This is a genomic window from Mechercharimyces mesophilus, from assembly GCF_059818345.1.
In genome coordinates, this window is the sequence record NZ_JCBAPH010000003.1 from 47,268 (window position 1) to 68,016 (window position 20,749).

Annotated in this window: 18 protein-coding genes; 10 read left to right on the plus strand and 8 right to left on the minus strand. The window is 44.2% G+C overall.

All coding sequences use genetic code 11. The features are described 5' to 3' along the window. Positions 1-189 precede the first annotated feature (189 nt). Together AC6RGY_RS10075 and AC6RGY_RS10080 are read right to left on the minus strand one after the other, a co-directional pair. The gene (locus AC6RGY_RS10075) at positions 190-1,995 is read right to left on the minus strand and encodes a S9 family peptidase (RefSeq protein WP_499862572.1); all 1,806 of its coding nucleotides are present in this window, start codon (positions 1,993-1,995) and stop codon (positions 190-192) included. An 80-nt stretch (positions 1,996-2,075) separates the two neighbouring features. Then, positions 2,076-2,423, minus strand: coding sequence for a hypothetical protein (locus AC6RGY_RS10080; RefSeq protein WP_499862574.1), 348 nt, complete (start codon positions 2,421-2,423; stop codon positions 2,076-2,078). A 234-nt stretch (positions 2,424-2,657) separates the two neighbouring features. Here AC6RGY_RS10080 and AC6RGY_RS10085 point away from each other — a divergent pair, with 234 nt between their 5' ends. Then, positions 2,658-2,903 carry a hypothetical protein gene (locus AC6RGY_RS10085; protein ID WP_499862576.1) on the plus strand — a complete coding sequence of 82 codons (246 nt, stop codon included), beginning with the start codon at positions 2,658-2,660 and terminating at the stop codon, positions 2,901-2,903. 101 nt (positions 2,904-3,004) lie between these two features. Here AC6RGY_RS10085 and AC6RGY_RS10090 read toward each other — a convergent pair whose 3' ends face one another. Then, entirely contained in the window at positions 3,005-3,982 is a 978-nt protein-coding gene (locus tag AC6RGY_RS10090; RefSeq protein WP_499862578.1) for a trypsin-like serine peptidase, read from the minus strand. Positions 3,983-4,610: 628 nt separating this feature from the next. Between AC6RGY_RS10090 and AC6RGY_RS10095 the strand changes: the two genes are divergently transcribed. After that, complete coding sequence (locus AC6RGY_RS10095) at positions 4,611-4,883, plus strand: acylphosphatase (RefSeq protein ID WP_499862581.1); 273 nt, start codon at positions 4,611-4,613, stop codon at positions 4,881-4,883. A gap of 124 nt (positions 4,884-5,007) precedes the next feature. Here the strand turns inward: AC6RGY_RS10095 and AC6RGY_RS10100 are convergent, their stop codons facing one another. Together AC6RGY_RS10100 and AC6RGY_RS10105 are read right to left on the minus strand one after the other, a co-directional pair. Beyond that, on the minus strand, positions 5,008-6,660 hold the full coding sequence (locus AC6RGY_RS10100; protein ID WP_499862583.1) for a putative ABC transporter permease subunit: 1,653 nt from the start codon (positions 6,658-6,660) through the stop codon (positions 5,008-5,010). Between the two features lie 67 nt (positions 6,661-6,727). Continuing rightward, positions 6,728-7,480, minus strand: coding sequence for an ABC transporter ATP-binding protein (locus AC6RGY_RS10105; RefSeq protein ID WP_499862585.1), 753 nt, complete (start codon positions 7,478-7,480; stop codon positions 6,728-6,730). 307 nt (positions 7,481-7,787) lie between these two features. Between AC6RGY_RS10105 and AC6RGY_RS10110 the strand changes: the two genes are divergently transcribed. Beyond that, a complete protein-coding gene (locus AC6RGY_RS10110) occupies positions 7,788-8,414 on the plus strand; it encodes a nitroreductase family protein (RefSeq protein WP_499862588.1) in 627 nt (208 codons plus the stop codon). Between the two features lie 238 nt (positions 8,415-8,652). Then, the gene (locus tag AC6RGY_RS10115) at positions 8,653-8,985 is read left to right on the plus strand and encodes a hypothetical protein (protein WP_499862589.1); all 333 of its coding nucleotides are present in this window, start codon (positions 8,653-8,655) and stop codon (positions 8,983-8,985) included. A 495-nt stretch (positions 8,986-9,480) separates the two neighbouring features. Here the strand turns inward: AC6RGY_RS10115 and AC6RGY_RS10120 are convergent, their stop codons facing one another. Further along, positions 9,481-9,795, minus strand: a complete 315-nt coding sequence (locus AC6RGY_RS10120) for an AzlD domain-containing protein (protein ID WP_499862591.1) — start codon at positions 9,793-9,795, stop codon at positions 9,481-9,483. Further along, positions 9,777-10,487, minus strand: a complete 711-nt coding sequence (locus AC6RGY_RS10125; protein WP_499862593.1) for an AzlC family ABC transporter permease — start codon at positions 10,485-10,487, stop codon at positions 9,777-9,779. Before AC6RGY_RS10125 ends, AC6RGY_RS10120 begins: the two co-directional genes overlap by 19 nt. 363 nt (positions 10,488-10,850) lie before the next feature. Here AC6RGY_RS10125 and AC6RGY_RS10130 point away from each other — a divergent pair, with 363 nt between their 5' ends. From AC6RGY_RS10130 to AC6RGY_RS10145, 4 genes are all read left to right on the plus strand, one after another. Further along, a complete protein-coding gene (locus AC6RGY_RS10130) occupies positions 10,851-11,087 on the plus strand; it encodes a ferredoxin family protein (protein ID WP_499862594.1) in 237 nt (78 codons plus the stop codon). Between the two features lie 439 nt (positions 11,088-11,526). Continuing rightward, positions 11,527-13,926: a 3-hydroxyacyl-CoA dehydrogenase/enoyl-CoA hydratase family protein gene (locus AC6RGY_RS10135; protein ID WP_499862596.1), complete on the plus strand. Its 2,400-nt coding sequence runs from the start codon at positions 11,527-11,529 to the stop codon at positions 13,924-13,926. A gap of 183 nt (positions 13,927-14,109) precedes the next feature. Further along, positions 14,110-15,291 (plus strand): acetyl-CoA C-acyltransferase, encoded by a 1,182-nt coding sequence (locus AC6RGY_RS10140; protein ID WP_499862598.1) that lies wholly within the window; start codon positions 14,110-14,112, stop codon positions 15,289-15,291. Between the two features lie 28 nt (positions 15,292-15,319). Next, positions 15,320-17,095 (plus strand): acyl-CoA dehydrogenase FadE, encoded by a 1,776-nt coding sequence (locus AC6RGY_RS10145; RefSeq protein WP_499862600.1) that lies wholly within the window; start codon positions 15,320-15,322, stop codon positions 17,093-17,095. 85 nt (positions 17,096-17,180) lie between these two features. Here AC6RGY_RS10145 and AC6RGY_RS10150 read toward each other — a convergent pair whose 3' ends face one another. Beyond that, positions 17,181-18,407: a cytochrome P450 family protein gene (locus tag AC6RGY_RS10150; RefSeq protein WP_499862603.1), complete on the minus strand. Its 1,227-nt coding sequence runs from the start codon at positions 18,405-18,407 to the stop codon at positions 17,181-17,183. Positions 18,408-18,641: 234 nt separating this feature from the next. On the opposite strand from AC6RGY_RS10150, the gene AC6RGY_RS10155 reads away from it, so the two are divergent. Together AC6RGY_RS10155 and AC6RGY_RS10160 are read left to right on the plus strand one after the other, a co-directional pair. Further along, on the plus strand, positions 18,642-19,460 hold the full coding sequence (locus AC6RGY_RS10155) for a DUF2935 domain-containing protein (RefSeq protein WP_499862605.1): 819 nt from the start codon (positions 18,642-18,644) through the stop codon (positions 19,458-19,460). 59 nt (positions 19,461-19,519) lie between these two features. Next, complete coding sequence (locus AC6RGY_RS10160) at positions 19,520-20,617, plus strand: hypothetical protein (RefSeq protein WP_499862608.1); 1,098 nt, start codon at positions 19,520-19,522, stop codon at positions 20,615-20,617. The last annotated feature ends 132 nt before the right edge of the window (positions 20,618-20,749 follow it).

Sequence of the window (20,749 nt, forward strand, 5' to 3'; positions counted from 1 at the left end):
ATTAGAAAAGCCCATCTGTAGAGGTGGAGGTCTAAACCATTCAAAAGAATGAATGACATCATTTTTAAAATGAAGTGGTGAAAAAGCACTTTTTATGGGTCTCTTTAGAGCGATCTGTATAGGAAATCGGAGTACCGAATCAAGGTTCGGTACTCCGATTTCTTTTGTCTCTCGTTCTTATGGCTTACTTTAACGTAATACCCATTTCTTAAGAAAGTCGGCAACTTGGCTATAAGCTTGCAAACGGTTTTTATATTTGGCAAGTCCATGTCCTTCATCCTCAAAACGGAGATAGTTAACGGGCTTGTTTTGCGCCTGCAATTTGGTGACAATTTGTTCTGCCTCTTCCACGGGGACACGTGGGTCATTAGCCCCATGAATGACGAACAAGGGAGCTTGAATCTTATCTACATGGTGAATTGGAGAAATCTGATCGAAGAATTCACCGTCCTTCTCCAAAGTACCATATTCTGATTCGCGTAAGTGGCGACGGTAAGGACCTGTATTTTCAATAAAGGTACGGAAGTTGGAGATACCCACTACATCGATTCCAGCTGCCCACAATTCAGGGTAGTGAGTGAGGGCTGCCAGTACCATAAAGCCTCCATAGCTACCTCCCATGACAGCAATTGAATCTTTTTTGGCATTTCCATGTTGGACAAGCCAATCTACGCTATTCGCCAGGTCGGCAACGGAGTCCATCCGTTTACGAACGTCGTCCAATCGCACATAGGTACGACCGTAGCCTGTACTTCCGCGGACGTTAGGAACGAGGACCGCGATGCCGAGTTGGAGAAAGTATTGTAAGAGACTGTTAAATCCATTGCGGCTTTGCGATTCTGGTCCCCCATGTACATAAACAACAACGGGATAAGGACCTTTCACATGGGTAGGACGATAATAAAAAGCAGGAATGTTGAGGTTATCAAACGACGGATAGTGAATGAGCTCAGGCTGGATATAGGTTTCTTGGGGAACACCGGAAATCGAAGCATAGGTGAGTCGATCCAGTTTCTTTTGTTGCAGTTTAATGGTCCAAACTTCTGTTGCATGATGAGGACTGCTCAAAGTAAGAGCCAGTTGGGAACCTTTATGGTCCCATGACAAGTCAGAAATAACACCAGCAGGTATGGACGGAAGGGGAATCTCCTGTGAGGTATCGCAGTCGATCACTGTCAGGTGGGAAGTTCCCTCTTTATTTTGCGTAAATGCGAGATACCCTTCATGTTTGGATAGAGTTAGACTTTCTGCGTCCCATTGGTCTTCAGTCATCCAAACCCATTGCTTCGTGGAAAGATGGTAGGCAGCGACACGCATAAATTCACTTCCTCTGTTAGAAAGAAGATAGAGCATCGTACCATCTGGTGAGAAAACGGGTGCGCTGTATTTCGCTTTTTCTTGAAATGAGGTTAAATGTTCGACCTGACCTGTATGTAAATGGAGTAAATAAAGGTCATTCTCCATGTTGGTATGGGAGCGACCAAAGAGGATGGAGCGTTGATCAGGACTAAATCGGCCAGCATAGTTCGTATGATCACTCGAATAAAGTAAGCGATGCGTGTGTTTCTGCACATCAAAGAGGTAGAGATCAAAGTCTTTTCCGTTCCGCTTATTGCTACTGTATGTAAATTGCTGACCATCTGGTGACCATGCGCCAAAACGGTAGATATGGTCTGTGTCATTGGTTACATTTTTGCAGTTTAGTCCGATATGGTCCATAAGAAAAAGCTGAGCACGTTCGTTCCCACCCTGGTCTGCACTGACTAAAAGGTGCTTGCCTGCTGGAGAGGCATGTACCCCCATCACCCGATCGGGGAAGAATGTAATTTGTTGGGGCCACTTTGTTAAAGTATGTTGGCACCATACTTGTGAGTATCCTGTAATGTTACTAAGAAAATAAAGGGATTCATCATTGAATGAAAAAGTGGGCGCGTGGGCCGCACGGATTCCGAGGTATCGTTCCAAAGGAATAGATTGGGTTGACAAGGGTTCCATGTTGCATCATCCTCCTTTCTATTATTGTAACAGAAGAGCAATTGATGGTTGTGATGAGCACCGAGCAAAAATGCGGGAGATTAATCGCGGGGAAGGGATTGATTAACCTTTGCAATGGTTTTCATCCCTTGATCGATGGATTGCAGTAACAAATCAAGGGCACGAAGATCGACGGCCTTGGTATAGTGAATGAGGTTGCTTTGTTCTTTGGTTAAAACAGTTTGAATAGCATTCGCAGTTGATTGTATGGAATTCCCGACATTGATCAGAATCGTCCCTGAAGAAACCTCTTGTTCTCTGTGAGATCTTGTTTTTCTTTTCCCCATTTCTACGATTTGCGATCCCAGAGATTGTAGCCAGGTGCTCTGCGCCAATAAGCTGCTCATGTGGCTCAACAGACGTTCTATTTCGCTTTGGAGGTTAGACATGAAGCATCCCCTTCTTTACAAACGTTTATATTGCAGTATACGCAAATAGAAAAAATGAGGAAGGGGTATTTCGTATACGATATGAAAATGTGCTAGATACCCAGAGTTCAATTTTATGTATGAGAGCGAACCCTTCTTTCATATCCTTGAAGTATTACAGAGTGGTGATGATTAGGAGTGGATGGGATTTAGATGAATAGGAAGTGAAGAACCCTTAAATAGGCGGTGGAGGATATGTTTGAAGTTATGGTGGGGTGTTTAAAGGTGCGTTCGATCAGTGATGCGGGTTCGGTCAATATAGGGAAAACGATGAACATCGTCAGAAAACCAGCACAGGAAGGTCTGCGGCGAGATGGTGGTCAGCTCCCACCCGTTCGATTAGGGCCTGGCCCTATTCTGGGTCCAGGCCCTGTAGTAGGTCCTCTACTTCCTGCTCCGATTGCCCCTCCAGGACCGGTAGGTCCAGTAGCTCCGCGATAAACCCTAGTCGGAGCGATAGTGTGTGAAGAGAGTTGAGTTGCCGATAGCTTGTTCTGAGACGCCATCATCCTAATCGAGGGGAGGGGTGGTCAACCGATCATTTAGTCATTTAATTTTGCCCAATTGCGTAAGGTGAGGACAGTAGAAGGCTCCAGCAAAGGTCCCCAGCTTTGAGTACTCACCATACTGATCACTTTCCAATCCCCTTGATGATAGAAAAGGATGGGTCCTCCACTCATGCCTCCCTCCACCGTTGCTTGGTGATGCAAGACTTGATTCAACCGATTTTTGACGAGGATGTGTCCCGGACGTTGAACCATGACACCCCCTCCTTTTCTTGCTGGATACCCAATGACTTGAAGAGAGTCATTGTAGCGAGCGGAGGTATCGATTGTCAGATGGAAAGAGTGGGACTGCGCGATATTAATAACGGCAATATCGTGCGGGACGTCTTCGTAATATACTTTCCCTTCCTCTTCAGGGTCGGCGTTCATCCACTCTGCAGAAACGTAAAATTGCGTAGAGTATTGCCATCCATACGGCTCTTCTGTGTCATTAGAGGCAGGGATAATGAACGCCAAGCGGAAATATTGATCATGGTACGTATTATAGACACAATGGGCCGCCGTGACGATCGAATTGGGATCAATATACCAGCCGGAGCAAGTATACCACTTGCCTTTCGCGTCTTGTAGATGAAGAGAGGCAATAGCGTTATAGGGATAGAGCGAAGTGTTTAGTGGGGTGTTTGTCTCTTGTTTTATCTCTGGCAGGATACGGTCTTTGTCTTTGTCGATTGGTACAGTTATAGGAATAGATGAACGGAAGGAGTTCGTGAAGGAAACGAAAGCACGAGGATGAAGGCTTGCTTGTACCAGCGTCTCTTGAAACGAAGAAGTGAGGGAGTCAGCAGGTAAATCAGAGCGTTCGTTAGTCGGATGAAGGAAGATTTGTGACAAAGAAGAGCAGGTTAATAGGGGAGAGATCGTCCCAAGGGCAATTGCCGTTATGAGCGTAAGGCTTTTTGAACGTTTGCCAATCGTATAGACAATATTTCTTATAACAGAAACACTTTTCATTCGAATTCTTTTAAAAGATAGGGGGAGCATACTGTACCACCTTTATATTGAACGAAGGGGTTTAGAATTGCACGTAGATGCCCTTTCCCCCTGTTGTTTCATAATTGTTTCATGATCACGATCACATAAGTCTGCTGACGGCTAGTTCAGTTGACAGTTCCTCTAATTGTCTGGTGACAGACATGGTTTTATTTCACGGTAACAACATAACTGTCCGATCAAGAGTCTGTAGTAGGTTCTTATTACTCGAAACAAGTCGTGGATGGTATGGACGAGTGAGAGGATGGGAGGCTTTACTTGAGGATGGGCTACGACTGTTTCTATATAATGAAAATACTCTCGCCTCCTTTTTAAGAGAGTTCATGCTATTATATTCAAAGTAGAATGGTATGTTTATCGTTTTGCTTATTTTAAGTGACTTTGAAGCGCGGATTTTGCGTCAGAATGAAAGGATCGTATGAGATCTATATGGTTTCGATAAATTTCTCACAAGGTGATGGGTTGGAGTTGAACTCTTAGATAGAAATGAAATGAGTCTGAAGAGAGTGGGCAGTGGATGTTTCCATCTATATAGAAGATGGAATGATAAGAAGAGCGGTGTGAAAATCAAGAAGAAAGGGTGAGTTTGATGGCTGGTTATCATGTTATTGTACACGGAAAGGTTCAAGGTGTAGGTTTTCGTAAGTTTGTGGTAAAAATTGCAACGCGGTACGGGGTGAGTGGGTGGGTGCGTAATTGTGCGGATGGAACAGTGGAGATCGAGGTGGAAGGTCAGACAGAGAAGGTGAATCAATTTTTAAAAAAAGTGAAAAAAGGACCGATCCTTGCTCGTGTACATCATATGAAAGTCCAACCAAAACTGGTACAAGGAAAAAGAAATGGATTTGTAATGAAAACATGAAGAAATTTCTTTTTCCTTTAACAAGATACAAATATAGGAAGATCCTCGCTTCATGAAAAAATCGATGATACGAGGATCTCCTTCTTCCACTAAGATAGTGGTTTTTATTATCGTCCAGGTTATATCAATATTCTAGGTGATAAAATTTATAGTCAGCATGGAGCAATAAAGCTTTCCATAAAGCATAATTGACTCCTGCAAGAAGAGAAGCAACGAGACTCATAATCAACCATCCTGGTATGTGGAGCCAATAAGAAAAATAGATAAGGGAGCCTAATGTGATTGAAAATACGATGACCCCAATCATCATGGTGAATCCATTGAAATTTTTACTGATAGCCTCTTTGGGGTTGTTCCAATCCAGTTTAGGGGAGGCAAGGTCCAAAAATAATCCCATTTGAATGAATATGGTGCTACTCATTAGGGAGAGTATCCATGCCCATAGCGTGATAGAGAGGGAGGCATGGAGAAGAAAAGTTCCTCCCGTCAAAATGGAAATCATCACCGTATTGAGCGCGACGAGATGAAGCCACTTGGCTTGTATCCAGGTACCCCCTGAGATCGGGAGCATCTGTGAATGAAAGAGGAAGCGTCCTTCCCTTGAAATTGCAGAATAAGAGGCACCATTTGAACTAGAAATAAAAGTCATCATGAAAACGGTCCCCCACACCACCAGGTCCCCACTTTTCGTCCCCTTTAGGAAGCTATCGATGCTTTGCTCCTGAAGATTGATCTGCGGAAGAACGATACAAGCGAGCATGAGCAACGGGAGAACAATGGTATTAACAACAAAGACAGGAGTACGAATGTAGGTTTTCCACTCGCGTAAGAAGAGAGCGATGACAGGTGAGTGAAGGGTTTGTGCTTGTGACTGGATTCCTTTTGATTTTCTTTTTTTACGAAGCGACGTCGCCTGGTTTCGTCTTATACTCGGATAGTATACATATTTCCCAAGGAATATAAAGCCCGTGGTCGCTACCAGTTGTAATAGAATCCACAATCCCCATGAGAACCATGTGGTAACAAACGAGGAGGAAAGCATTTCCGTCGCCCAAATGCTAGGAGGGAACCATTCTCCCAGTGACGATACCAGGCTCGAGCTGGTAAGTAAATATTGTATCGATTCTATATTCATGCCTCCCTCGTAAGAGTTGGACATGAGAAAGATGTAGAGAAAAAGTCCAATAAGAGGAAGGGAGATGGTGATTAAAGTGCGGGCACGCTGAAAAGGAATAACCCGTAACAGGAGCATGACGACCAAAGCTGCACACGTGATGGGCAAGATGGGTAAGGTTAGGTAAAGTATGCCCATGGTGAGATAGTACTCCCACCCACTCCCACTCATGATGCCATAGACGAGGAGGGGAGAAAGGATGAAAGGAGTCAAAGTAAGTACCTCATACACCCAAATGCCAACGAAGCGTGCGGCCAGTACATGGGCAGGTGAGGCCGGGAGAGGCAGAAAAGATTCCACATCGCGACTGTGATAAAGGTGGCTATAAATATAGGTAAGGCCGAAAATAAAGCTAGATGCCTGTGCTAGGATGATGATTCCTGTCAGCATCGCCTCTTCTTGTTGTGCGCCAGACAATAGGTGAAAAAGTGCCATAGAAGTAGGGATAATGATCGATTGTGAGAGCAAGAAAAAGAAAATCGCCAAAATGGCGGAGATCGCCTCTACGGTAAAATCCTTTTTTATGAATAGACGGTATCTGATATATGAGAAGGGAAAGAGATTTCGCAGAGTAAGTCTGAGTAGAGAGAAAAACGGGGACATACGCCAATTCTCCTTTCATCGATACATTGCCGATGCTGCGGATGGGATGACTTGTAGCATCGGAAGACTAGTTATTCGTATCAGACCCTTTGGTGAGATCAAGAAATAAATTTTCTAACGTGGTGTGATCCTGGATATGTGTTCCTTTTCCGCGTTGTAGTTCTTGCATCGTACCAACAGCAAGCAAACGCCCATCTTGGATGATACCGACGCGATCACATAATTTCTCTGCCACCTCCAGTACGTGTGTGGAAAAGAAGACCGTGTGACCTAATTCACTATGTTGTTTCATCGTTTCTTTTAATACATGAGCAGACTGTGGGTCCAAGCCAACAATGGGCTCGTCCAAAATCCAAACGGGTGGTTGATGTAACAAGGTAGCAATAATGGTGATCTTCTGTTTCATACCGCGCGAATAGCTATGAATATAGTGATCGACCGCTTCTTCCATGCGATACTGCTTCAAGAGGACAGGAAGGCGCTTTTTGCGCTCAACCAACGGGACTTGATACATATCCGCAATGAATTGAATATATTCGCTTCCTGTCAGTTTTTCGTACGGTTCAGGAGAATCTGGTACATAGCCGATGCGACGTTTGGCTTCGACGGGCTGATTTTTTATTGGAATGCCATCAATATGTATGCTTCCACTGTCGGGAGACAAAATGCCGGTGATCATCTTAATGGTAGTAGTTTTACCTGAGCCATTGGGTCCGAGAAAGCCAAAAACTTCTCCTGATTGAATCGTTAAATTTAAATCATCCACTGCTCGGGCAGTGGACCCGCTGTAGGTTTTACTTGCATTTTGGATGGTGATCATCATTTCTCCTCCAAGACGTGTTTGTGTTCCAATCATTCATATGCAATTCTTTATAATTTTATATTAACATGAAATATAGCTAAATTCATTTTTTTATTGAATTTTAAGGTAGTACGGTAATATATACCTAACATCCTATCGATGAATGTGCTTCCCCAACTTCTTTGCTCGAAGTTGGCGAAGAGGCACTCGTCTTTCTCCTGTGGGAAGCTGTTTGAGTGATCCTGTCCGCTTGGGTTAGAATAAAGAATAGATTGGACGAAAGAAAAATCCATTTTGTTATTTCGATCTGATATACAGGAGGAAAATGATGAGTACATACCAAGAAATTATTCATGTGATGCGAGAACGAAAATCCGTTAAACATTATCAAACAGATGCCGTTATTTCAAAGAAGGAACTGACAGAGATCTTAGAAGAAGCAACCACAGCCCCGTCTTCTTGGAATCTGCAACATTGGAATTTCATGGTTTTCAAAGGGGAGGAAACGCAAAAGAAGCTGTTGCCGATTGCCTTTAATCAACCACAAGTGAGTGAAGCCTCAGCTGTTATCGCGATATTAGGTGATCTCGAAGCAAATAAAAATGCAGATGCGGTCTTTCTTCCGTTAGTGGAAGAGGGTTTAATGACGAAAGAGGCATATGAGACATTAGTAGGCAATATAAACCGTGCCTATCAGGGAGAGCATACAGCTCGTGACTCTGCTATACTGAACGCTTCGCTGATGGCGATGCAATTGATGCTGATTGCAAAGGCAAAGGGCTGGGATACTTGTCCGATGGGCGGTTTTAACCCGCAGAAATTGATAGAGGAATTTAACATTGATTCACGGTATATGCCTGTAATGCTGATTGCACTTGGAAAAGAAGCGGTTGAGCCTCGAGAAACCTCCCGTTTTGCTATTGAGAAATTGACAACATGGATCGAAGGATAAAAAGGGAGTGCATTTTATTCTCTGTCACGAGAGGTGAGAGGTCTAAAAAGTAGGTTTGAAAAAATTTTTGTGAGAGAATGACTAGAAAAAGCGATGGTATGGGTGCCATCGCTTTTTTTTATACCAAATATCTTTCTGTAGTATTTGTTACTTGTGTAGTCCAATCCATTCTCAAAAACTAGCATATCCTAGAAAGAGAGAGATTAATGAATAAATATGAGAGAATAGGAGGAATTTTATGGCGGTAGTAGCGTTAACCAATTTTAACTCTCATGCTATGAATTTAGTTGTCACTTACAAGATATCAAATCAAATATTCATAATAAAAGAACGAAGATCCAACATTGAAACCGGAGCATCTGCATCGATTCGTGTTCCCAGAAATGCTATTGATATAACGATTTTAATAGAGCAGAAGGTTGACCCGTCTGTAGATTTGTCATCAGGAGTGAATGCAGGAAAGGAATTTATATTATTTGATCAATCATTCCCTGCCTTTAATTTTTTTGCTACAGAAGGCATCTTTCTCGTTGTGGATAATGCTTCTCGTGTTTCTTGGGTTATTAGATAAAAGCCTTCTCCTTCTAGGAGGAGGCTTTTATGAAGAGGTGAAAAGAAACAACGAAAGAGGAGATCAACAAGAACATGTAACTTTCAAGAGATGCTTTTTTATGAGGAGGTTACATACCCTCTTTGGAGAGCTTCGATTGCTCATAATTCATACCTACGGAAGTGGACTTGAGTGAGCCGTGTATGCCATATGGTGAGTATGTTCAACTGGTTCACAGCGAATCAGATAACTGGTATGATAGAACAAATCTGAAAATTAGGGATGTTTCTATGGCGTTATTAAGTAGTGTAGAAAATGTTATTTGGTTTCTCTGTCTTTTCCTGCTTATCTTCGGAGTAACAACGACCCTTCTCTTTTTGCGAAAGAAGTATAAGAAATGAACTTGTAAATAGCGAGAGAGGAAGCTTCCCCTCTCGATTCCTATTTTTGCAATATAAAGATGTTGGGGAGATTTTTGTACGAAAAAGGAAGTTTATATGAAATCATTAATGGTTCTTACATGAATAATTGCAGAACAATATATATGGACGTGCCAACTACAACGCTAAGCATTAAACTACGTGTATAGTAAGCACAGATCAGCGTCGGAATAGCAGCGATTACTTCCGGGCTGATAAAAGTTATCGTCGCCTCTTGTACAATTAACCCAGGAACGGTTATAGAGGCGATAATCGCTACTGGCAAAAATTCTACCACAGTGTGTAACCACTGTGGCCAATACTTCTCATCAATTTGCAGAGGAAGTGCACGTGGAAAATAGGTGACGACTGCCATCAGCACCACAATGAGAACTAAGTACGTCGCATCCATATTCCCACCCCACAACCGACTGCTGTTGCAAAAAAGATATTAAAGTAAGAAGGCATGATTACATTTAATACACACATGGTGATAACAGAGGCTAATGCAACACCCACCTTGCCTTTGGAATTAACCAAAGAGACGAGAACATACAACATCATTGCAGTCAGTGCATATTCTAGTTTAATGGATGTGATTTGATCTGTATAAATGGCAGCTAAACCTCCAGTGAATGAACCAACGATCCATGCTACATGACAAAAAGCATTAAAAGAGACAAGATATTGTGTACTAAGTGTTCTCTTTTCAAAAAGCTCGCTATGAATAGCGAATGATTCATCTGTTAATCCCATCGCATACATCCATCTTCCTCCTTTCTTTATCCCACTCTCTCGCATTTTGGGCGCCATATAAATAGACATTAAAGAATGGCGCAAATTAATTAGAAATGTTGTCATGATCAACGACAAGGCGGGTGCGCCTGCAGCAATCAATGCTAGAAACGAAAACTGTGCAGCTCCAGCATAGACAACCATACTCATGACTACTGGTAACCAAAGTGGAAGTCCTTGTGTTACTGCCATTAAGCCGAACACAGCAGAGACCGTAAAGTAACCGATAACAATTGGAGTGGCATCTCGAAAGGCTTGTCTGTAAACAGGCTTTGCGCTAGTAGAAAGGCTTAATTGAGGTTGGTTCAAATTACCCTCTCCTTTGATCATCAAGCATGCTCGATTGAAACTAAGTTGTATATTAATATAAATGATGCATTTATTCAACAATTTTTAAAATATAGCATATATATCTATTAATCAATTATAGCTCACCTCGTGTAAGTGCCAGGCTTCGAAAAAGGCTCGCTTCATACCAAACTCAATTATAAAAGAATGTTTCGATCTTTCTATCTAAGGGTAAATTTTGAGTAGGAAGGCTGTGACAGGAATGTTGTCCACTTGTCACGAATACCTTTAGAGTGTAGCTAGACCAATAGTAGAAACTGAGTGAATCCTTCCTAATTTTTAAGCATTCGTTCTTTTGGAACCCATAAAAGGAGGAATTATTCGTTGGCTTTTGTTATTACTTCCCCATGTAAAGTAGAGAAAGCGGCAGAATGTGTGGAGGTTTGTCCGGTAGATGCGATTCATGGTGATGATGTGATGTTTTATATTGATCCGGATACTTGCATTGATTGTGGTGCGTGTGAACCTGTTTGTCCAGTAGAAGCGATATTCGAAGAAGATTTTGTACCAGATGATGAGAAGGAATATGTTAAGATCAATGCCAAGTACTTTGAAGACTAAGTAAAGGGACGAGGGGCAGAATACTCTCGGCCCCTTTTTTGTTTGAAAATGTTCACTACCCCCTTGACGAAATTCCTTTTCAGATCGATAATTAAACGTGAGAGGGAAAATCCTATAGTCAATTTGGCTCCACTTGTAAAGGCTAATGACGGAAGCCTTCGGAGAGGGAACGGTGTCCGTGCCCCTTGCTTCGAAAACTCCCATGGCACTGGCTGTGTGGAATACGTCACATCTTTTATCAATAAAGATGTTTGAGGGAAAAAGTCGAAGATAGACGCCTATCCGAAGGAAGGTGTTTTTTAACCCCTTCGAATGAATGAGCATTCATTCATAGAAATAGGTGCAAAAGAATTGCCTGTCCGAATCTTTCGGATCTCTGATCGAATAACCACGTGAAGCTTACAAATATACGTAAGCGACCACGAGAGGAGGAACGAAATTGGCGAGTATCAAACGCGCGGCTGTCATCGGTTCTGGTGTGATGGGTGCAGCTATTGCTGGTCATTTGTCCAATGTGGGGATTCCAACACTATTGTTGGATATTGTTCCACGCGAACTTACAGATAAGGAAAAAGCAAAGGGTTTGACTTTGGAAGATCCAGCGGTTCGTAACCGTCTAGCTCAAACAGGGAAGGATCGTTTGCTGAAGGAGAAACCATCTCCCCTTTATACAAAAGATGTTACCAATCTTATCTCGGTAGGTAACTTAGAGGACGATCTCGATCAACTTTCTGAAGTAGACTGGATCATTGAGGTAGTTATCGAGAATCTGAAAATTAAGCAAGATCTCTTCAGCCGGATTGAAAAAGTATGGAAGCCAGGGACGGTTGTCAGCTCCAATACATCCGGGATTTCAATCAATGATATGGTAGCTGGTTGTTCCGAAGAGTTCCGTTCTTACTTCCTTGGAACACACTTCTTCAACCCGCCTCGTTACATGAAATTGCTTGAAATCATTCCAACGAAAGAAACCAAGCCTGAAATCGTGGAACAGATGAAAGCGTTTGCGGAAGGTCCACTAGGCAAAGGTGTGGTTATTGCTAAGGATACACCTAACTTTATTGCTAACCGCATCGGTGTTTATGGGATGCAGATGACATTTAAAGCGATGAACGACTTGGAACTGGGCCCGGATGAGATTGACTCTGTAACCGGTCGGGCAATGGGTAGACCGAAGAGTGCAACGTTCCGTACCGCGGACCTTGTCGGACTGGACACCTTTATTCACGTTTGTCACAACGTACGTGAAAACGTTGAAGATCCAGCTGAGAAGGAAGCCTTTGAGGTGCCTGCCCTTCTACAAAAAATGGTGGATAACGGCTGGCTCGGCTCTAAATCAGGCCAAGGTTTCTATAAAAAAGTAAAAGGGGAAAAAGGAAAAGAAATTTATGCCCTTAACCCTCAAACACTTGAATATGAACCACGCAAGAAATTAAAAGCACAATCTCTAGAGATGTCCAAACGGGCGAAAACAGATGCAGAGAAACTGCAAGCGCTTATGTACGGTAAAGACAAAGCGAGTGAACTTGCTTGGACGATCACGAAAAAGGTACTTCTCTATGCTGCTGCACGTATCCCAGAAATTGCTGACGACATCGTAAGTGTCGACCAAGCGATGAAGTGGGGCTTTAATTGGGACATGGGTCCATTTGAAGTTTGGGATGCAATCGGTGTGGAGAAATCCGTTGCCAGGATGAAAGAAGAAGGCGAAACCATTCCGCAGCTAGTAGAAGAACTATTGGCTTCTGGTAAAACCTCCTTCTATCAAGAAGAGAATCATCAACCACTTGCCTTCCATCTGGGTGGCGAGTTCAAAGGAATCGAAGAGCATCCAAAATCAATCTCGCTCGCTAGCTTAAAAGCACAAGGCGCGGTGGTAAAGTCGAACAGTGGTGCTAGCTTGATCGACTTGGGCGATGGCATTGGCATGATTGAGTTCCATTCCCCGAAAGGTGCGATTGGTGGCGACATCCTCAGCATGTTGCAATATGCTGCGAATGAAGGGCATAAGCAATTTGATGGTCTCGTTATCGGAAACGAAGCTCCGAACTTCTGCATCGGCGCCAACCTGATGTTGATTCTTATGGAAGCTCAAGACCATAACTGGCCAGAGCTCGATATGATGATTCGTCAATTCCAAAAAACCATGGGTGCCATGCGTTACTTGGATATTCCAGTCGTCGCAGCTCCTCATGGCATGACCTTGGGTGGCGGAGTAGAAACGATTCTGCCGGCTGACCACATTCAATTTGCAGGTGAAACCTACATGGGTCTCGTGGAGACGGGCGTAGGGCTTATCCCTGGCGGTGGCGGAAATAAGGAGCTCTTATACCGTCTGACGCAAGGGATCGATCCGAAAAATTCGATCGCACTGCAAGCAGCTGTCAATAAAGCTTTTGAAACGATTGCTATGGCAAAAGTTTCGACCAGTGGGGAAGAGGGACGTCAATACGGCTTCTTGAACCCGAGTGACAGCATGACGGTGAACAAAGATCACCTCATCTATGATGCGAAGCAGGCGGCGCTGTCCATGGCGAAGCGCGGATATCGTGCACCGAAACCAATGAAACTACCGGTTGTTGGGGAAACGGGATATAACACCCTGCGCTTAGGGGCATACAACCTGTTGCAATCGGGTTATGTTTCGGAACATGATTACAAGATTGCAAGCAAGCTCGCGTTTGTTCTCTCCGGTGGCAACTTGCCAGAGGGTACCATCGTAGAGGAAGAGTACCTCTTAGACCTAGAGCGCGAAGCCTTCTTGAGCCTTGCAGGCGAACCCAAATCTCAACAACGTATGATGCATATGTTGTCCAAGAACAAACCACTACGTAACTAGAGGTTTGATGACGATAGAAGTGTCTCTATGAGATTTAATCGTATCGAACAGGGAGAATCTTGTAGACCAAATTAGAAAGCGAACAGATTTCTCTTAGCTCCAAATCGAGCGAGTGAGGTGGATGTTCATCCCTCTCGCTTGCTCATATGAACGGAAATGAAAAAGTGTGAAGGAGGAAGACAGATGCGTGAAGCAGTTATCGTAGCTGGTGTACGTACCGCTGTAGGTAAAGCGAATCGTGGTGCACTGAAGAACCATCGTCCAGACGAACTTGGCGCGACGGTTGTGAGCGAATTGATGAATCGCACACCGCAACTGGATCCCAAAGATGTAGAAGATGTAATCTTAGGTTGCTCATTCCCAGAAGGAGAACAAGGAATGAACCTTGGGCGCATTGTGGCGACGCGTGCAGGCCTGCCAACCACGGTTCCTGGGATGACGGTTAACCGTTTTTGCTCTTCCGGCTTACAAACAATTGGTATCGCGGCCGAAAAAATTATGGCTGGTTTTGCGGATGTCATCATTGCAGGTGGCGTCGAAAGCATGAGTATGGTGCCGATGGGCGGAAGCAAACCGGCTCCTAACCCTTACCTCATGGAGCATAATCCAGCAGCGTATATGTCGATGGGCCATACCGCTGAGGAAGTAGCAACACGTTACAACATCTCGCGTGAAGAGCAAGATGCCTTTGCAGTGGAAAGTCACAAGAAGGCGTATAAAGCAATCCAAGAAGGACGCTTTAAAGATGAAATCGTACCGGTAAAAGTAACCAACCGTACGCTCGGTGCAGACGGCAAGGTGAAAGAAGAGGAATTTATCTTCGATACCGACGAAGGGGTTCGTCCTAACAGTTCGATGGAAGGACTTGCGAAGTTGAAGCCCGCTTTCCGTGTGGGTGGATCTGTGACCGCAGGGAACTCCTCGCAAACCAGTGACGGTGCTGCAGGTGTGATCGTGATGTCCCGTGAACGTGCAGAAGAGCTTGGAATTAAGCCGATAGCCATCTTCCGCTCGTTTATGCTAGGTGGAGTAGATCCTGATGTGATGGGAATCGGTCCGGTTGTCGCTATTCCAAAAGCACTCGAAAAAGCTGGGATCACTTTGGATCAAGTAGACCTGATTGAGCTGAACGAAGCATTCGCCTCGCAGTCTTTAGAAGTGATTAATCAGCTGGGACTTAACAAAGATATTGTCAACGTAAATGGTGGCGCGATTGCCATGGGTCACCCACTTGGCTGTACCGGCTCGAAGCTTACCGTACAGATCATGCATGAATTAAAGCGTCGCAACGGAAAATACGGATTGATTACGATGTGTATCGGTGGCGGTATGGGTGCCGCTGGTGTCATTGAAATGGTTGACTAAATAACATTTATTTTGGGAGGTACGACATATGTCGACAGAAACCATCAAAAAAGGTGGAAGCTTTTTCATCGAAGACCATGCACCAAGCGATGTCTTCACTCCAGAAGATTTAAATGAAGAACAAAAAATGATTGCCAAAACCACGGAAGACTTTGCGAAAGAGCAAGTTATGCCGGTTTTGGAAGAAATTGAACAGCACAACTTTGACCACAGTGTTCGTCTGTTGAAGCAAGCTGGGGACTTGGGTCTATTGGGTGCCGATGTACCTGATAAATACGATGGATTGGGCTTGGATAAAATCAGCTCCACATTGATCACCGAGAAATTCTCCTTGGCTCGTTCGTTTGGTCTCAGCCATGGTGCACATGTGGGAATCGGTACCTTGCCAATCGTCTTCTTCGGAAACGAAAAGCAGAAGAAACAATACCTGCCTGACTTGGCTACCGGTAAGCGCATTGCTGCGTACGCTTTGACCGAGCCGGTATCTGGTTCGGATGCGCTCGGTGCAAAAACGACGGCTACTTTGACTGAAGATGGAAAACATTACCTTCTTAACGGTGAGAAGCAATGGATTACGAACTCCGCGTTTGCTGATGTATTCGTGGTATACGCTAAAATCGATGGCGATAAGTTCTCCGCTTTCATCGTTGAAAAAGACTTCCCAGGTGTTAGCACCGGTCCAGAAGAGAAGAAGATGGGGATCAAAGGTTCCTCTACCCGTACCCTCATCTTAGAAGATGCGAAAGTACCAGCTGAAAATCTTCTGGGTGAAGTAGGTAAAGGTCATGTCATCGCCTTTAACATCTTGAACATTGGTCGTTACAAGTTGGCTGCGGGTGCACTCGGTTCCGCTAAGCGTGTGATCGAAATATCCACCAACTATGCGAAAGAACGGAAGCAATTTAACATTCCGATCGCTAAGTTTGGTCTGATCCGTGAGAAGCTAGCGAATATGGCTGCGAAAACCTTTGCTTTGGAAAGCATGGTATATCGTACTGGTGGCTATTTTGACGAAGGACTTAGCACGGTAGACGTAGACGACGGTGAAGCATTTGCCAAAGCCATCTCTGAGTATGCACTCGAGTGCTCCATCAACAAAGTCTTCGGTTCCGAAGTATTGGATTATGTAGCAGACGAAGGGGTACAAATCCATGGTGGTTATGGCTTCATGCAAGAGTATGAAGTAGAAAACATCTACCGTGACTCCCGTATTAACCGTATCTTTGAAGGGACCAATGAAATCAACCGCCTCTTGATTCCGGCTACCCTGATGCGGAAAGCAATGAAAGGCGAACTGCCACTCTTGCAGGTTGCAGGTGGTCTGCAGGAAGAATTGATGACCATGATGCCAGCTATGCCAGAAGAAAACCCAGCAGCATTGGAAACCGAAGCGAAGAAAATCGCTCACGCGAAGAAAATTTTCCTTATGACGGCTGGTTTGGCAGTAGAGAAGTATCAACAAGATCTACAAAAACAACAAGAAATTCTGCGTGACCTTGCGGATATCGGCATTGAAATTTTCGCGATGGAAAGTGCTTATCTACGGGCTAAGAAAGCGATTGATAAAGATGGAGAAGAAAAAGCTCAAGCAAAAATCGACCTCGTGGCTGCTTATGTTAACGACGGTTTTGCTAAAGTAGAACAATTCTCCCGTCATACGCTCGCAGCGATGGAAGAAGGCGACGTCTTACGTACGCAACTTTCCATCTTGAAAAAACTGACCCGTTTCGATCCGATCAACGAAGTGGCATTGAAACAAGAAATTGCGAAGCGCATCATTGAAGCTGGCAAATACGCTGTATAAGCTGATAATGAATAAAAGACCGTCCCCTAGTGGGGGCGGTCTTTTTGCTGGATATAGCTAGGGTAGGAGGGAGGTTGAAGACGACTCAAATCTCAACCGGTAGGGACTTTAGTCCTCTCATGAGGTGACTCCCTCTCCATAGAGGCGTTTGGAGCTCTTCACTCAGATGGAGAGTGGGCATCTGTTTGATGAGCGCTTGAAAGGTAATTTGCGCTTCTAAGCGGGCGAGAGGGGCACCCAGGCAATAATGAATGCCCATACCAAAGGCGAGGTGTTTGTTGGGATTTCTCCTTATATCAAATGTATCTGCGAGGGGGAACTGCTTTTCATCGCGGTTGGCAGAGGCGAGAGAGGCGATAACCATTTCTCCTTTGGGAATAACGGTCTCCTGTACGACAATCTCCTCGCGTGTCCAACGGGCGGTGGACATCTCTACTGGGCTATAAAAACGGAGCATCTCCTCAATTGTTGTGGGCAGTAGAGAGAGGTCTTCTTTTAGCGCTTCCCATTGGTCTGGGTGCTGCAGTAGCGCGTACATTCCGTTGCCAATTAAGTTCACCGTGGTTTCATGTCCAGCGATGATGAGCAAAAAAATCATGGAGTATAGCTCTTTTTCGTCCAGCTTATCTCCCTCTTCTTCTACATGAACCAATTGACTGATGAGGTCCTCTTTTGGATTCTCCCTTCTATCTGCGATTTGTTTACCGATGTACATCATGAAATCTCGCATCACTTCATTTGCCTTCTCTTCATCTGTTATCGAGCTTTCTTCCACTAAAAAATTGGACCACTCGCGAAACTGATCACGGTCTTCTGTAGGTACGCCTAGCATTTCGCTAATGACAATAATCGGTAATGGAAAGGCGATGGCATCAATTAGATCAAATTTCCCCTCTTTTTTACTAGAAGCAAGCAACTGAGTCGCAATCTCTTCGATGCGTGGGCGTAATTCTTCGATTACTCGAGGGGTAAACACTTTGTGAACCAGGTTGCGTAAGCGGGTGTGATCAGGAGGATCGGCGTTGAGCAAATGCTTAGAGAGGTAATCTTGTTCATTTTTAATGAGTTCATCTAGTTGCTCCTCCTCAAGATAGGAATAAGGGTCCTTGCTGAGACGTGGATCCTTGAGTAACGCGAGTGCATCGTTGTAACGTGTGATGAGCCATAGTCGTCTACCATCTGAACCTTGCAGTGGAAGAACAGGAGCAACTTCACGCAGTTCTTTGTAAAGAGGATAGGCTTTTTCTTTAAAAATGGGGCTGGACAAATCTTTGTAGGATTGCATCGTTTGTTGAACATCTGAAATGGTCATCAGTATTTTCCTTTCTTTAATAGAGATACAAGAAATCGAAGAGTAAAAGGATTCTATATACTTCCTTTAACACTTTCTCTAAAGTAAGGAAAAGACCTGCTTGCTCTGTTTCAAACTCGATGAGTTCAAGCTGAAGCACGGGGGAATCAGGTGGAGAATTAGAGGATCATGTGCTGAGGTACTTCCTATAAGAGTATAAATAGGAGTAGACCGATCCTAGAGGGGGATGAGCGGATGAATGCAGAGTTGACTACGTGGGAGGAACATCTTTTTTGGGTGGGTATTCTGGAAGAGCATGCTATATTCGTCTATGATTTTCTCGCTCCGAAGGAAAAAGAATGGGTGACGGCAGCGGAACAGTATGTTACTCGCTTTGAGTTATTAAAAGAAGAGTTGAAAAAATTAGACGACAAGGCAGGTCCTGAAGATCCTGCTATGGTCCGGTTTGCTAGTCAGGCTTACCCCGTAATTAATGGATACTATGAATTGGAGAGCCGTCTACAAAGCTTACGTATCGCCAATCAGGTTCAGGTATCGCTTACCCCTACTTACTTTAATGGAACATTAGGAGAAAATGCTGAGTATATCCGCCTTCTTTCTTACTATGTATACGGGAAACAACCACCGCGTCTATCTTTGGTTGATCTATCCAATCTCTGGTTGGCAGATCAGTATGGGCACGCTTCATTACTTGCTTTTGACCTTGATCTAATAGAGGTTGATGTGTTTCGCGAGACGGAAAAGTTTCGACAGCAGTTTGCGGCGTTGTTGCTTCAAAATCGCGCGATCCATGGTTACTTGCGCAAACAAAGTACCGGTTTTCCGCGACAAGAAAAGTTGGCTTATGTAACGGCAAAGACCGTAATTGATTTTTATCGCTATGTTCAGTATATTATACGGGAGTATAAAGGGGCCCGTTTGATGAACAAGACAACACTTCTTTTCCTCGAACATCATTTGCCTGAGTCTTGCTATTTTCTAAGAAAGCTTACCTATTATGCACCAGAAGTGGAGGTTCCCTCGGATTGTACCTTCGTTACGCCTCATTCATAAGGCGAAAATTGTGATAAAATAGAGTAACATTAGAAAAGTTCTTAGAAGGAGGCGACTCAATGGAGAACCGAGTGATGACGGCATGGCTGACTTTTTTTCTTGGGACACCGACACTCGCCTCGGCACTCCTTTTTGTGGGCTATCAGATTTGGTACCCAGGGGCATCGTTTTATCTTTTATGGATGATGGAGATCTATCTGTTTGCCTGGTTTCCTGCGATAATTTTAGTCGCCTCTGTTGCTTATTGGGGAAAGCGTCATCCTCGTCGTTATATGGCCTTGACTGTTTTGCTCCTGGTGTCTGTCTTCGCTGTTGGAACATGGGAAACACGGGCAGTATGGGGAGAAGTAGAAGAAAGGGAAATTAGAGTGGAAGGTGTGCTTTCGGGGGAGGTCCTCACGCCGACCAACCATTATCCAATATTGTATGCTCCCATGCATGAGGGAAAACTTCGCAAGGTAATCCAGAGTGGACAACCTGTTCGTGTGTATATGTTAGAAGAGAATGGTGCCATTCTCTCGTTTGTTGACCCTGCATTGATGGATTATTCCGCATGGGAAAGGGTCGTTAATGTAGTGATCGGGGTGACTGCGACGGGTACGTTCGCTGGCTTTCTTTTTTTTATTTATTGTGTGTGGAGTGAAAGGATTGAGCGCAGGGGTGCTCATCTGGTCATTGTAAAATGGGGAAGAAAGCAACGGATAGAAATATCGGAAATTTTAGAACTGCGTTGGGAGGAGGATCAGAAACGAATTTCCATCGAAAGCACACACCTGGTCTATGATTTTCCCTATTATCCTCAGTGGATTCCTCATCTGAGGAAAGTGGCATGGGATGTTGGACTGATCTCTTTGACTGATGATCGCTGGGTACGCCTCCGACAATACCGAGAGGTAAAGATTAAAGAGGAGGAATTGGTGCTAATGGAAGAGGATACGCACCACATTCCCTTTGTTTGTGTGGAGGAGTTGACTTGGGACGGAGCGATTCGACTGTTAACGGTGGATGGTGAATACCTGATTACCGATGTGCGCTTTGCTGATCCAGACTGGTTTCAGGAGTTGGCCAGTTGCATAGAAAATTGTTGGCGAAAAGAATCTTTTTCCTATTACAAGATGGTTGATCTTGAGCAGGGTGTGATCTCTTATCGCTTGTAAGGTGACAAACTCCTTCGTCTCCACTGGATGGCACTTGATTTGACTAAGTGAAAAAAACTACCCTTGAAAATAAGGGTAAGAGCTCACTCTCAGAATGATTGAAGCCTACAGGAATGCTCATTTCACTCGCTA